The organism is Arthrobacter sp. D2-10 (assembly GCF_054161285.1).
This window is the reverse complement of sequence record NZ_CP096431.1, coordinates 2,422,994-2,436,001: the sequence shown is the minus strand read 5'-3', so window position 1 is coordinate 2,436,001 and position 13,008 is coordinate 2,422,994. Positions and strand designations below refer to the sequence as shown.

Genomic DNA, 13,008 nt, shown 5'->3' with positions numbered 1-13,008 from the left:
ATGGGAATTCGTCGGTAGTTAGTGGGCGAGGATCTTGCCCAGGAAGTCCTTGGCGCGATCGCTCTGCGGGTTGGTGAAGAACTCTTCGGGCTTTGCCTGCTCGACGATCTGGCCGTCGGCCATGAAGATCACGCGGTCCGCGGCTTTCCGCGCGAAGCCCATCTCGTGGGTGACAACGATCATGGTCATGCCCTCCTTGGCGAGGGAGACCATGGCGTCGAGCACTTCGTTGATCATTTCCGGGTCCAACGCAGAGGTGGGCTCATCAAAAAGCATCACCTTAGGCTGCATCGCCAGCGCACGGGCTATGGCGACACGTTGCTGCTGCCCTCCGGAAAGCTGTGCGGGAAGCTTCTGCGCCTGGTTATCGACGCCCACGCGCTTCAGAAGCGACATGGCGAGATCTTTCGCCGCGTTTACCTTCATGCCCTTGACCTTGACCGGCCCCAGGGTCACGTTCTCAAGGATGGACTTATGAGCGAAGAGGTTGAATGACTGGAAGACCATGCCGACGTCGGCGCGGAGTTTCGCGAGCGCCTTGCCTTCCGCCGGGAGCACTTTGCCGTCGATGCGGATCTCGCCGTTGTCGATGGTCTCAAGGCGGTTGATGGCACGGCAGAGCGTGGACTTGCCGGAGCCCGATGGTCCGATCACCACCACTACTTCGCCGCGGGCGACCTCAAGGTTGATGTCCTTGAGCACATGGAGTTCACCGAAGTGCTTGTTGACGTTCTTGAGGGAGACGAGCGGCTGGGCCGGCGAGTTGGACGCGGACGAGGGCGTGCCCGACTGTGTGTCACGAGTCATAGGTAGAAATGTAGTCAAAGATTCCACACCGGCGGTACATCGACTGGCCGAAAGCGGAAATCGTGATTCAAGAGCAACCAAAGCGTCAGGCCCCCGCGCCGGTTAGCCTTGGGTGTATGAGTCCCCATAGCGGTAATGACGATCAGCAGGCAGGGCCCCCGGCACCGGCACGGCGCCGGGGCCAGGTGGAACTCCGCCGCGACCAGGCAAGTGCGGTGCAGTCGGACCGGTACCTGCTCGACTCGATGGAGGAAACCCCGTTCACCAAAACGGATCCGTGGCGCGTCCTCCGGATTCAGAGCGAGTTCGTGGAGGGCTTCGGCACCCTGTCGGAACTGGGGCCTGCCATCAGCGTGTTTGGTTCCGCTCGCACTCCCCGGGACTCGCAGTTCTACAAGGTAGGCGAGGAAGTGGGCCGGCTTCTGGTGGAGGCCGGGTACGCCGTCATCACGGGAGGCGGCCCGGGCGCTATGGAAGCGGCCAACAAGGGTGCTTGTGAGGCGGGCGGAGTATCGGTGGGGCTCGGTATCGAGCTTCCGTTCGAGCAGGGGATGAACGAGTGGGTGGATCTCGGCGTCAACTTCCGCTATTTCTTCGCCCGCAAGACTATGTTCGTCAAGTACGCCCAGGGTTTCATTGTGCTGCCCGGTGGATTCGGCACTCTCGACGAATTGTTCGAAGCGATGACACTGGTGCAGACCCAAAAGGTGACGTCATTCCCGATTATCCTCATCGGATCTGATTTCTGGGGTCCGCTGTGGAACTGGGTGCGGGACACGCTGCTCGCGAACGGGATGATCTCCGAGAAGGACCTTTCACTGGTTCACCTGGTCGATGATCCGGCGGACGCGGTGGGCGCCGTCCTCGCTGACACAGCCAGGCACACCGGGCCCTGAGTGATGACCATCTTCCTCGTGCTGATCGCCATAGTAGCCGTCGGCGCCACCGCGTTTTTCGCCGTCGGTCGGGGATGGCAGGGGAGGGATCAGCTGCCGCCGCGCGACCAGCCGAGCGTGACGGGGTTGGTTGAGCCGACGCCGAACCTTCCGCCTGTCCTGCTCCCGGATCGCCCTACCGCGTCGGATATCGGCCGTATCCGCTTCTCCCTCGGATTGAGGGGCTATCGGATGGACCAGGTGGACGAAGTTCTGGACCGGCTTGCCGCAGCGCTTGCCGAGCGGGACGAGCTCATCGAAGCGCTGCAGAACCAGAATCGGGACGCTCGGTGACCGCGGTCAGCGGCAGCGACGGCCGCCTGCGGTGCGGCTGGGCCATCTCCAGCACCGAGTACGAGGCCTATCACGACCTTGAGTGGGGCCGTCCAGTCGTTGGCGATCAGGCTCTCTTCGAACGAATCAGCCTGGAGGCGTTCCAGTCCGGGCTCAGCTGGATTACCATCCTCCGGAAGCGGGAGGCCTTCCGTGCGGCTTTCGCCGGTTTTGACCCGCAAGCGGTCGCGGCCTTTGACGACGACGACGTTGCCCGCTTGCTCAGCGACGCCGGCATCGTGCGGAACCGCGCCAAGATCCTCGCGACGATCTCCAACGCGAGGGCGCTGCTCGCGCTTCCGGAGGGAATGACGCTGGCGGGAGTTCTGGAGAGCCACCGGCCGCCGCCTAAAGCTGCGCCTGAGTCGCTCGCGGATGTTCCCGCCGTCGTGCCCGAATCAATTGCGCTCGCGAAGAAGCTGCGCTCGCTCGGGTTCCGGTTCGTTGGGCCCACCACTGCTTACGCCATGCAACAGGCAACGGGTTATGTGAATGACCACCTTGCTTCCTGCTGGGTACGAAATGACGCCGCGGGACCCTTCCATGTCGCTGAGACTGCGTGAATCCCTGAGGCTTGGCGGGTCGTCGTTGCCTGCCTGGATCCGGTCGCTCCGTGATCGGGCGGCGGCTTTCCCCTGGTGGCTGCAGGTGCTTCTCATCTACGGTGTAGCCCGGTTGTATTCGACGATTGTGCTCACCGTAGCCGCGCGCCTTCAGATGCCCAGTCCGTGGGCCGAAGGTTCTCCCACCTATGAAGAGTTCATCAATTTCTGGGACAGCGGCTGGTACGCGCGAATTCACGACGGCGGGTATCCCACCGCGCTCCCGCGGGGCGACGACGGGTCCGTTCTCGAGAACCAGTGGGCGTTCTACCCGCTTTTCCCGGCGGCCGTGCGGGTCTTCTCGATGCTCACGGGCACGGGATGGAATCCCGGGGCCGCGGTCCTCGCCACCCTGTCTGGAGCTGCGGCCGCGCTCGTGATCTACCGCCTCTTCCGGCTGCGCTCCGCTCACCGGGATGCACTGTGGGCAGTGGGGCTGGTCGCTTTCCTTCCGATATCGCCCATCCTGCAAATTCCTTACGCAGAATCCCTTCATCTGATGCTGCTGTCACTCGCGCTGTATCTGGTGATCGGGGGACACTACCTGCGCGCCGTCCCGGTGGTGGTGCTGATGTGCCTTGCCCGCCCGGCCGGTGTCCCTTTCGCCGCGATGCTGGGAGTCCTCCTGCTGATGGGACTGGCGGCGCGGGGCGATGCCCCGGAGGGGAGGTCCTCGGCTGCGGGGGATCTGCTGCGGCTGGCGGTCCTTGCCGGTGTTTGCGGCATTGCGGCCGTCGTTTGGCCGGTTGTCGCGTGGATTGCGACCGGTATACCGGACGCCTACGTCCAGACAGAGACCGCCTGGCGCGGATCTGAACTCACGCTTTTCGCGCCCTGGCTCAGTGCGTCGATGCAGTTGCTGGGCCCTGTCCTGGGCCCGGTCGGCCTAGTGCTGCTGACCGCCGGTTTCGCCGCGATTCTCCTCTCACCCGCGGGCCGGCGTCTCGGATTGCCGCTCCAGCTGTGGTGCGCGGCCTACCTCTTGTACCTCGCCGCTTTTTGGAATCCGCAGACGAGCACTTTCCGGATCCTGCTTCCGTTGTTTCCGCTGGTACTTGCGTTTGTCCTGCTCTCGGATTCGAGGGCATACCGATGGCTGGCGCTCGCCGCTTGTGCAAGCCTGCAGATCGTGTGGGTCACGTGGCTGTGGGCATGGGCACCGCTGTTCGGCGCGGGCGATTATTCACCGTGACGATGTGATGGGCGCCGCATGGCGATTAGCTCGGCGCGCACTTCTACGGGATAATGGGTGTGGACGAGCGTACGGGGGATACTCCGCCGTGCAATGTTGACCGCGGCCCGGTTCCGGCTGCGCACACCGTGGAAGGGAAACTACTCAGATGGCTGCCATGAAACCCCGTACCGGTGATGGACCTATGGAAGTCACCAAAGAGGGACGCAGCCTCATCATGCGGGTTCCGATCGACGGCGGCGGGCGCCTGGTGGTCGAGCTGAACGCCGAGGAAGCCGGCAAGCTCAAAGACTGCCTGGTCACCGTCACGGACTGACGTCCAGCACTCCAGACGTCTCAGCACCAAGAATCTTTCAGCAGCACCGACTGACGAGTTCTTGTGCCCGCTACGCGGGCATTTTGACTGCCATCAAGAGGCCGTTTCCGGCTGGCATCAGCGAGCTGACCAGCGACTCGTTGGCACGCAGCGTCTTGCCCACCTGCCGCAGCGTGTTGGTTGACGCGTCGCGAATGGCCGGGTCAGCTACTTTGCCGCCATCCAGGGCGTCGTTAATCAGAAGCAGCCCTCCGCGTTTGAGAAGTCGGACCGCCTGGTCCGCGTACAGCGGGAGGTTGGTTTTGTCAGCATCGAGAAACACCAGATCATAGGCTGCATCGGTCAGCCGCGGGAGCACATCAGCCGCACGCCCCGAGATAGTGCGCGTCCGGTTCGCCGGAATTCCCGCCTCCGAGTACGCCTCCCGGGACGCCCGCAAATGGTCCACGTCCGAGTCGATCGTGGTCAGAACCGAATTCGCCCCCATGCCCCGCAGCAGGCACACTCCGGATACACCCGCCCCGGCGCCGACTTCGACAACCGTCATCGCCTTCGACGCCGCGGCAAGAACGGTGAGCGCGGCCGCAATGCCGGTGGTGACGGGAGTGACCCCCAGCTCGTATGAGCGGTCGCGTGCTCGAAGCAGGACATCGTCTTCAACCGGCAGGCCTTCCGTGTAGGACCAGTTAGCCTGCTTCTGCGCGCTCATGTTGTTCCGTTCTCTCCACTGGTTCAACCGGGAGCTGAGTAGGGTCGGATGGTTCCCGCGAACTGCCGGGCGTATCTTTCCCAGCCTACTGCCGATGAAGGGGGGCCCCGGGTATCACCGCGTAACAGCGCAGCCCGTTCTCCTGATCTTTTCAGCGAGCTCACAGCAAGATCCGGCACGATTGATATGCAAGACGTGCACTATAAGGCATCCAACCGAGGTGAAGCCCCGAATACCTGATGTGGGTCTTTCGGTTTACGACTGGCGCAGCACACCAAACACATCATTCGAGGGCGAGAGGAGAAGGTCGATGGCTACTTCGCGCACGGTGGCCCCTGCACAGGGCGTCACCACCGGAGAGCACGATCAGGAGGTACCCGGCTGGGTGCCGCCGTCATGGGAAGAAGTGGTTCGTGACCACTCTCCCAAGGTCTATAGGCTTGCCTACCGTCTGACGGGCAACAAGTACGACGCGGAAGACCTCACCCAGGAGGTGTTTGTCCGCGTCTTCCGGTCTCTGGCAAACTTCAAGCCGGGAACCCTCGACGGGTGGCTCCATCGGATCACCACGAACCTGTTCCTGGACCAGGCGCGTCGGAAGAACCGCATCCGGTTCGACGGGCTGGCTGAAGATGCCGAGAGCCGGCTGCCCAGCACCCACCCGAGCCCGGAGCGCAGCTTCGAATTCAACAACCTCGATCTCGATGTGCAGGCCGCTCTGGAGGAGCTTCCGCCGGACTTCCGCGCCGCCGTAGTGCTGTGTGATCTTGAGGGTTTGCCTTACGACGAGGTGGCCCGCGCGCTTGGGGTGAAACTCGGCACTGTACGTTCCCGCATCCACCGTGGACGCACCATCCTTCGAGAGAAACTGGCTCACAGGGACCCCCGGCAGACTCCACCTGCTCCAACCCGCCTCAGCCTGCCTCGAATCGCAGGTGCGCGCTAGGTCGATGCGCCATCCAACCCGTTTCCTGATCGACTACGTGGCGGGCGAGCTGAGCCCGGTCCGGCAGCACGCAGTCGAGAAGCACCTTCTTCGGTGTGCACGGTGCCACGAGGTCGTGGAGCAGGAGCAGGCAATCCGTCGTCGGCTTCGGAGCACCTCGACTCCCGGCCCCTCAGAAGACCTGTGCGAGCGCATCCTGCGCAGATCGGCCGCTTCGCCTGCGGGACTTGACGGACTGGCTGATGCGGGCAACGCCGCCGCCTGCAGCCCGGCGCGCATGAGCGACGAGTCCTTCGCCCACCGGCACAGGGCGGTTGTGGCGGTCGGCAGCGCTATCGCAGTCGCCGCCGTCGCGACCCTGAGTGCAGCCTACGCGCTCGGCTCCGAGGTGGAGTCCGGCGAACTTCCGGCAACGGCCGGCTCTGCGTCCGTTTCAGAGAGCTTCAACAGTGTCGCAGAAGGCACTCCCGCCAGTCTCGATGAAGGTCAGATCGAACAGCTGCGCGACGACGGCTGGTTCTGCCCGGAACTGCAGTCGCTGGGCTTCCGGCTTGAGGGTGCCCAGGCACACGAGATAGACGGCCGGCCCACCCTACAGCTGAACCTGTCGGACGGCACTCACACGCTGACCATCTATGAGCAGCGGGGAGAGACGGATATCCCAACCTCTGCCCCTGTCAATGCGGCGACTGGAAATACCGTGCAGGAGGACGGATTCGAGGAAATCGGCGGCACCGAGCAAACGGTATGGCTCCACCCCGGACGTGCCTGGCAGCTGGTTATCGATTCCGGCTCGGCGACGTACACGGTAGTGTCCACGCTGCCCGTCGCGGATATGCCCCGCGCTGTCAGTCAGCTGATGTTCAACGAACACTCCCAGCTCGCCTACTCCCGGCCGGACGCACCCAGCGACCCGCTGAGCCGTATTCTCCGCGGTCTCGGGAAGCTCGCCCAGCCCGCGCCCTGACGCAAATAGATTCGGTGTTGTCCGGCAGGTAGGCTTCGAGGGTGTTTGGAATCAATGGATACGAGTTCCTGCTGTTGGCGCTCATTGCTGTGATCGTCCTTGGTCCTGAACGCCTGCCCGAATACGCGTCCCAGCTGGCACAGCTCGTGAAGGGCTTGCGAAGGATGGCTACCGGCGCTCGTGAGCAGCTCCGGGAGGAAGTCGGCTCGGAGTTCGACGACGTCGACTGGCGCAAGCTTGATCCGCGCCAGTACGATCCTCGCCGCATCATCAAAGAGGCGCTCCTCGACGACATTGAAGACGCCATCAAGCCCGTGAGTGAGAACGGGTCCATTCCCGGTCCGCGCTCACCCTCTACACCGACGGCCTACACGCCCGGTTCCGCCGCGGCGGATGATGCGACCGGCGCCACAGCCGTCACCCCGCAGCGGCTCACCGCGGGCCAGCCCGCACCATTCGATGTCGAGGCAACCTGACGTGTTCTCACATGTGAGTAGGCGTAACTTTCAGCAGTCTCTCGCTCAGCCCGCGAGGCCGGCGCGCCAACGCTGAGGCAATGCGGCGAAGCTCGCCGGCGGCGCCTGAGCTGCCGTCCAGAACCACGGGGCGTCCGCTGTCACCGCCTTCCCGCAGGGAAGGTTCCAGCGGAATACTTCCGAGCAGGTCGACGCTGTACCCGACCGTCGAGGTGAGCCGGCGGGCCAGCTCGGCACCGCCGCCGCTGCCGAATACCTCCATGCGCTCACCCGAGGGAAGCTCGAGCCACGACATGTTCTCGATAACTCCCGCAACTCTCTGGCCTGTCTGGACTGCCATGGAACCGGCGCGCTCTGCGACGTCGGCCGCCGCTGACTGAGGAGTGGTGACGATGAGCAGTTCCGCCTCGGGCAGCAGCTGCGAGACGGAGATCGCGATGTCGCCTGTTCCCGGCGGCAGATCGAGGAACAGTACATCCAGGTCCCCGAAGTACACATCCTGGAGGAATTGCTCCAGTGCCCGGTGCAGCATCGGGCCGCGCCAGGCGACCGGCTGGTTACCCGCGACGAACATACCGATCGAAATCGCCTTGACCCCGTGTGCAACCGGAGGAAGGATCATCTCGTCCACGCGCGTGGGTGACTGCTCGATGCCCATGAGGGCAGGAACCGAGAATCCGTAGACGTCGGCGTCGACAATGCCGACCCGCAGACCCTGTGCCGCCATTGAGGCCGCGAGGTTCACGGTAACGCTTGACTTGCCCACGCCGCCCTTGCCGCTTGCAACGGCCAGCACGCGCGTAAGGGATCCAGGATCGTTGAACGGGATGCCGCGCTTTGCTCCAGGGCCGCGAAGCCTATCCTTCAGGCTGTCTCGCTGCGCTTGCGTCATAACCCCCAGCTGCACCGAAGCCGTGCTCACGCCGGGGAGTCCGATGAGCGCTGTTTCCACATCCCTGGTGATGGTGTCGCGCAGCGGGCACCCGGCAATAGTCAGCAAGACGTGTACGACGACGGCGCCGTCGTCGTGCACCGTGATGTCCTCCACCATGCCCAACTCGGTGATGGGACGGCGCAACTCCGGGTCGATCACCTTCCCGAGGGCGGCGCGGACAGCGCTTTCGAGGGATTGGGACTGTTCGTCCGTCACTGTCTGTCCTTGCGCGCCGGCGGCACCTGAGGGAGGGACGTGGTGGCATCAGATACCCTGCGTCTGGGCTTGCGTTGGGCGGGTGTCTCATGGCTGTCGGCGGACTCCAACAGCTCCTCCATGACGGAGCGCAGCTCCGACCGGACGAAGTCGCGGGTGGCAACCTCCCGCAGCGCGATGCGCAGCTCCGCGATCTCACGCGTGAGGTACTCGGTGTCCGACAGGTTCCGCTCGGCGCGCTGCCGGTCCTGTTGGAGGGAGACGCGGTCACGGTCATCCTGCCGGTTCTGCGCCAGCAGCAAAAGGGGAGCGGCATAGGACGCCTGCAGGGACAACATGAGGGTAAGCAGCGTGAACCCGATCGCCGCGCTGTCGAACCTCCACGACTCCGGAGCCCAGCTGTTCCAAGCCAGCCACACAGCAACGAATACCGTCATGTAGAAGAGGAACTGCGGCGTGCCCATGAAGCGCGCGAAATTCTCGGTCGCGCTCCCGAAGGCGTCTGGGTTGGGGCGCAGACGTGGCAATAACCTCGCGCGGCTTTCGCGTGGTGTGTCCAGGCCGCTGCTGGTCACAGTTCTGGTTCTCTCAGCCATTCATGCCTCCCCGAGTTGTATCGGGCGTGACGTCCTGCGCACGCCAGTCTTCCGGTAGCAGGTGATCAAGGACGTCATCAACAGTCACCGCCCCCACTAGTCGGCCGTCGCCATTGACGATCGGCAGCGAATTCAGGTTGTAGGTTGCGAGGATCCGCGACACCTCGCTGATATTCGCCTGGTCACTGACCGGTTCCAGATCAGTGTCGACGATGTTTCCCAGCTGCTCAGGCGGCGGGAAGCGCAGCAGCTGCTGGATGTGGACAACGCCCAGGTAGCGACCGGTCGGTGTCTCAAGCGGCGGTCTGCATACGAAGATGGAGGATGCCAACGCAGGGGTGAGCTCCTCCCGGCGCACATGCGCCAGTGCCTCGGCAACTGTCGCTTCAGGAGGCAGGATGACGGGTACGGGCGTCATCAGCGACCCTGCTGTGTCCTCCTCGTACTGCAACAGTCGCCGCACGTCCTTGGCATCGTCCGGCTCCATGAGTTGAAGCAGTTCTTCCTTCTGCTCTTCCGGCAGTTCGTTCAAAAGGTCTGCGGCGTCATCCGGGTCCATCTCCTCGAGCACGTCTGCGGCCCGCTCCCGGTCTAGGGAGGACAGGATCTGTACCTGGTCGTCGTCGGGCAGTTCCTGGAGGATGTCGGCGAGGCGCTCATCCTGAAGTTCGGTGGCCACCTCGATCCGGCGCTTCACACTCATTTCGTGGAGCGCGTCGGCGAAGTCGGCGGCTTTCAGGTCATCGTGCTGTGCGACGAAGGAGGTCGCAGCCTGTGGTTCGTCAGCGTCGCCGTGGAAGGCATCGAGCCAGTCAATGATGAGACGCTCGCCTCGACGGAGGCCCCGAAGGCGGGATTGCGGTCCGCCGCGGCGGACGAAAATCTGGGAGACATGCCAATCCCCGGAGCGGTCCTTCTCCATGGCAACATCTTCAATGGTCGCTTCACCGCTGCCGTCGCGCAGGGTAATCCTGCGGTCGAACAGCTCTGCGACAACAAGCTGTTCGGCCCCACGCTGGTCGAAGCGGCGCAAATTAACCAGCCCGGTGCAGATGATCTGGCCTGCGTCGATGGAGGTCACACGGGTCATCGGCACGAAGACGCGCTTCTTGCCCGGAACCTCGACCACGAGGCCCACCACCTGGGGAACAACTGCTGGACCGCGATCCAGCACGACGGCATCACGAAGCCGCCCGAGACGGTCACCGAGAGGGTCGAAGACGTCCAGGCCCAAAAGACGTGCCACGAATACGCGCGTTGGGTTGCTGCTCACATGCCAAGGCTACTGCCGTTGCTGTACTAGAGCCGTATTGCGTGACAGCCCGCACAACCTGCGCCCGGGGACCTCCGGCCTTCGGGGAGCTTTCCGTCAGCCCGGAAAGTTCACCGCGAGCGATACGGTGACACAGCCAAGCGCTTGTAAGCAAGAATGAAACTATGTCAAACGTACTTGGACGAACCGCCTCACGCGATGAGGGCCGCACCCTCCCGAAGGGCGAAACCATCGGCCGGTACAACTCGTACCTGGATGCGCAGAAGGCAGTGGACTATCTCGCGGACAGCAAGTTCCCCGTGCAGCAGGTGTCGATCATCGGCAATGACCTCAAGACGGTGGAACGGGTGACAGGTCGCCTGAGCTATCCCAGGGTTGCGCTTGCCAGTGCCGCCACCGGCGCATGGTTCGGCCTGTTTGTGGGCTTCATCCTGACGCTTTTCGGCGGTGACTCAACCTACCTGCCTATCCTGTCCTCGATGGCGCTCGGCGCTGTTTTCTGGGTGTTGTTCGGAGTGATCGCCTACGCCTTCCAGCGGGGAAAGCGGGACTTCACGTCAACCAGCCAGGTCGTGGCCACCAGCTACGACGTCATTGTTGATCCCTCCGTAGCCGGTGAAGCCCGCCGCATGCTGCAGCAGCTTCCGATGAACTCGCGTCCGCAGGGGGAGGCAGCGGCGCCGCCCCAGCCGTGGGGTCCGCCTCCGCAGCAGAACCAGCCCCCGCAGCGTCCCGAAAGCTGGACTCAGCCGCCGGTCCAGCCTCCGCACGTGCAGGCACCGGACGGTGCTCAGGGTGCTGCGCCGCCGCAAGCCGGTGAGGAGCAGAGCGATGCCACGCGTCGTTCCACCCGCGGGCAGTTCCCCGATCTTCCCGACGGCCGGCCGCAGTACGGAGTGCGCGTTGAACCGCAGGCAGGGCCGACGTCCCCTGAACCGGAAAAGCAGGGCGACGAATCCACCAGCGATCAGGCGCGCAACCCCTAAAGCCGAAGCGCATGAACCCGAACTGCAAGAAAGGGCGGACAGCCACGTGGCTGTCCGCCCTTTCTTGCGGTCGTAGGGGTGATCCGCTATTCGCCGGTAGGGCTGTAGATACCAGCCATCCACGCCTCGACGTCGTCGGGATCGCGGGGAAGTGCTGAACTGAGGTTCACCGGTCCATCCGCCGTCATCAGGATGTCGTCTTCAATGCGCACACCGATTCCGCGATACTCCTGGGGAACCGCGAGATCCTCTTCCTTGAAGTAGAGGCCCGGCTCGATGGTGAAGACCATCCCCTCCGCCAGGACCCCATCGAGGTAGAGTTCCCGCCGGGCCTGTGCGCAGTCATGGACGTCCATGCCAAGGTGGTGGCTGGTGCCGTGCGGCATCCACCGGCGGTGGTGCTGGCCCTCGGGAGCAAGAGCTTCGTCCAGCGGCACAGGCAGGAAACCCCACTCATCCAAACGCTCAGCAAGCACGGCTACAGCAGCGGCGTGCACCTCGCGGAACTTCACGCCCACCTTCGCAGCCGCAAAACCGGCGTCGGCGGCGTCCAGCACGGCCTGGTAGACCTTGCGCTGAATATCGGAATATTTGCCGCTCACCGGCAGCGTGCGGGTGATGTCCGCCGTGTAGAGGCTGTCAGCCTCCACTCCAGCATCCAGGAGCAACAGCTCATCGGCGTTGACCTGCCCGTTGTTGCGGATCCAGTGCAGAATGGTTGCGTTGTTGCCCGAAGCTGCGATGGTGTCGTAGCCGAGGTCGTTGCCCTCTTCCCGTGCCCGGGCGAAGAACGCCCCTTCAACCACGCGCTCGCCGCGCGGATGCGCAATAGCGCGTGGCAGTTCCTTCACAACCTCGTGGAACCCGTTCACGGTAGCCTCCACAGCCCTGCGCATCTGCTCGACCTCCCACTCATCCTTGATGAGTCGAAGTTCGGACAGAGCTTCCGCAAGTTTTGCGTCGAGCGCATCGGAGGCCTCAAGGTCCACACCCGTGTTGATGCGGGACGTGTCCACCAGGGCGTCAGCGTTCAGATCGACTTCCCGGAGCAAACGGATGCGGGTGCCGCCGATCTCCACTGCGCCGGCGTCCTTCGTGATCGCCGTTTCAAGGTCGGCGAGGTCAGCTGTTTCCAGCGCTAGCAGTGCACGCACCTCCGCGCGGGAAAGACGGGAGCCGATCCAGAACTCGCCGTAACGCGCGTTCGCGTAGAACTCGGCGCTGTCCCGTCCGGCCAGTTCGCGGAAGTAGAGGGTGGAGTGATGGTTGCCGCCGTCGTCGCCGTTGCCTTCTTCAACCGGCTCCATGACGAGCACTGCGTCGGGCTCGTGGTCCAGGCCGAGTCCGGTGAGGTGGGCGAACCCGGAGTGCGGGCGGAAACGGTAGTCCGTGTCGTTTGAGCGGACCTTCAGGGGACCGGCGGGAATGACCAGGCGCTCGCCGGGGAATTGCCGGGAGACCTTGAGGCGGCGCTGCGCCGCGTACCGCGCTACTTCGGCTTCCGCTGGAAGCTCGGTGTCTTTCGGCGCCCAATTGGAACCCATGAACGCCTTGAAAGCGTCCGAGTCCGGCCGCTGCGACCGGTTCTCGTTGCGGCTCGAGAGCGGCTGCTCCTCCGGCGTGACAGGGGTGGCGTCATTGCCGGCTTCGTTCGGATTCATGGTTACTGCCGATGGGATGTTCTCTGCTGTACTCACCAGACCATCGTCTCACCGGCCGT

At 63.9% G+C, this 13,008-nt stretch carries 15 protein-coding genes; 9 read left to right on the top strand and 6 right to left on the bottom strand.

Features of this window, described 5'->3' with window-relative positions:
• Positions 1 to 18: 18 nt before the first annotated feature.
• Complete coding sequence (locus tag M1D74_RS11335) at positions 19 to 807, bottom strand: amino acid ABC transporter ATP-binding protein (protein ID WP_309070660.1); 789 nt, start codon at positions 805 to 807, stop codon at positions 19 to 21.
• Positions 808 to 923: 116 nt separating this feature from the next.
• On the opposite strand from M1D74_RS11335, the gene M1D74_RS11330 reads away from it, so the two are divergent.
• The 5 genes from M1D74_RS11330 (at position 924) to M1D74_RS11310 (ending at position 4,185) form a co-directional block, all read left to right on the top strand.
• Positions 924 to 1,703 (top strand): LOG family protein, encoded by a 780-nt coding sequence (locus M1D74_RS11330; protein WP_309070661.1) that lies wholly within the window; start codon positions 924 to 926, stop codon positions 1,701 to 1,703.
• A 3-nt stretch (positions 1,704 to 1,706) separates the two neighbouring features.
• Complete coding sequence (locus M1D74_RS11325; RefSeq protein ID WP_309070662.1) at positions 1,707 to 2,036, top strand: DivIVA domain-containing protein; 330 nt, start codon at positions 1,707 to 1,709, stop codon at positions 2,034 to 2,036.
• Positions 2,033 to 2,638, top strand: a complete 606-nt coding sequence (locus M1D74_RS11320) for a DNA-3-methyladenine glycosylase I (protein ID WP_309070663.1) — start codon at positions 2,033 to 2,035, stop codon at positions 2,636 to 2,638. Before M1D74_RS11325 ends, M1D74_RS11320 begins: the two co-directional genes overlap by 4 nt.
• Positions 2,619 to 3,869 (top strand): hypothetical protein, encoded by a 1,251-nt coding sequence (locus M1D74_RS11315; protein ID WP_458115384.1) that lies wholly within the window; start codon positions 2,619 to 2,621, stop codon positions 3,867 to 3,869. Before M1D74_RS11320 ends, M1D74_RS11315 begins: the two co-directional genes overlap by 20 nt.
• A gap of 148 nt (positions 3,870 to 4,017) precedes the next feature.
• A complete protein-coding gene (locus tag M1D74_RS11310) occupies positions 4,018 to 4,185 on the top strand; it encodes a DUF3117 domain-containing protein (RefSeq protein WP_309070665.1) in 168 nt (55 codons plus the stop codon).
• Between the two features lie 70 nt (positions 4,186 to 4,255).
• On the opposite strand, the gene M1D74_RS11305 is transcribed toward M1D74_RS11310, so the two are convergent.
• Positions 4,256 to 4,894: an O-methyltransferase gene (locus M1D74_RS11305; protein ID WP_309070666.1), complete on the bottom strand. Its 639-nt coding sequence runs from the start codon at positions 4,892 to 4,894 to the stop codon at positions 4,256 to 4,258.
• Between the two features lie 310 nt (positions 4,895 to 5,204).
• Here M1D74_RS11305 and sigE point away from each other — a divergent pair, with 310 nt between their 5' ends.
• From sigE to M1D74_RS11290, 3 genes are read left to right on the top strand one after another with little or no spacing between them, the layout of a single operon-like run.
• The gene (sigE, locus tag M1D74_RS11300) at positions 5,205 to 5,840 is read left to right on the top strand and encodes an RNA polymerase sigma factor SigE (RefSeq protein ID WP_309070667.1); all 636 of its coding nucleotides are present in this window, start codon (positions 5,205 to 5,207) and stop codon (positions 5,838 to 5,840) included.
• A 4-nt stretch (positions 5,841 to 5,844) separates the two neighbouring features.
• Complete coding sequence (locus M1D74_RS11295; protein ID WP_458115383.1) at positions 5,845 to 6,807, top strand: anti-sigma factor family protein; 963 nt, start codon at positions 5,845 to 5,847, stop codon at positions 6,805 to 6,807.
• 41 nt (positions 6,808 to 6,848) lie between these two features.
• The gene (locus tag M1D74_RS11290; RefSeq protein WP_309124200.1) at positions 6,849 to 7,283 is read left to right on the top strand and encodes a Sec-independent protein translocase family protein; all 435 of its coding nucleotides are present in this window, start codon (positions 6,849 to 6,851) and stop codon (positions 7,281 to 7,283) included.
• Positions 7,284 to 7,290: 7 nt separating this feature from the next.
• Here M1D74_RS11290 and M1D74_RS11285 read toward each other — a convergent pair whose 3' ends face one another.
• From M1D74_RS11285 to M1D74_RS11275, 3 genes are read right to left on the bottom strand one after another with little or no spacing between them, the layout of a single operon-like run.
• Positions 7,291 to 8,433 carry an Mrp/NBP35 family ATP-binding protein gene (locus tag M1D74_RS11285; protein WP_458115382.1) on the bottom strand — a complete coding sequence of 381 codons (1,143 nt, stop codon included), beginning with the start codon at positions 8,431 to 8,433 and terminating at the stop codon, positions 7,291 to 7,293.
• Positions 8,430 to 9,029, bottom strand: a complete 600-nt coding sequence (locus M1D74_RS11280) for a DUF1003 domain-containing protein (RefSeq protein WP_309070671.1) — start codon at positions 9,027 to 9,029, stop codon at positions 8,430 to 8,432. The genes M1D74_RS11285 and M1D74_RS11280 overlap by 4 nt, the downstream gene beginning before the upstream one ends.
• Positions 9,022 to 10,302: a magnesium transporter MgtE N-terminal domain-containing protein gene (locus M1D74_RS11275; protein ID WP_309070672.1), complete on the bottom strand. Its 1,281-nt coding sequence runs from the start codon at positions 10,300 to 10,302 to the stop codon at positions 9,022 to 9,024. Before M1D74_RS11275 ends, M1D74_RS11280 begins: the two co-directional genes overlap by 8 nt.
• 164 nt (positions 10,303 to 10,466) lie before the next feature.
• Between M1D74_RS11275 and M1D74_RS11270 the strand changes: the two genes are divergently transcribed.
• Positions 10,467 to 11,288 (top strand): general stress protein, encoded by an 822-nt coding sequence (locus M1D74_RS11270; protein WP_458115381.1) that lies wholly within the window; start codon positions 10,467 to 10,469, stop codon positions 11,286 to 11,288.
• Positions 11,289 to 11,374: 86 nt separating this feature from the next.
• Here M1D74_RS11270 and M1D74_RS11265 read toward each other — a convergent pair whose 3' ends face one another.
• Positions 11,375 to 12,949 (bottom strand): aminopeptidase P family protein, encoded by a 1,575-nt coding sequence (locus M1D74_RS11265; RefSeq protein WP_458117177.1) that lies wholly within the window; start codon positions 12,947 to 12,949, stop codon positions 11,375 to 11,377.
• Positions 12,950 to 13,008 lie beyond the last annotated feature (59 nt).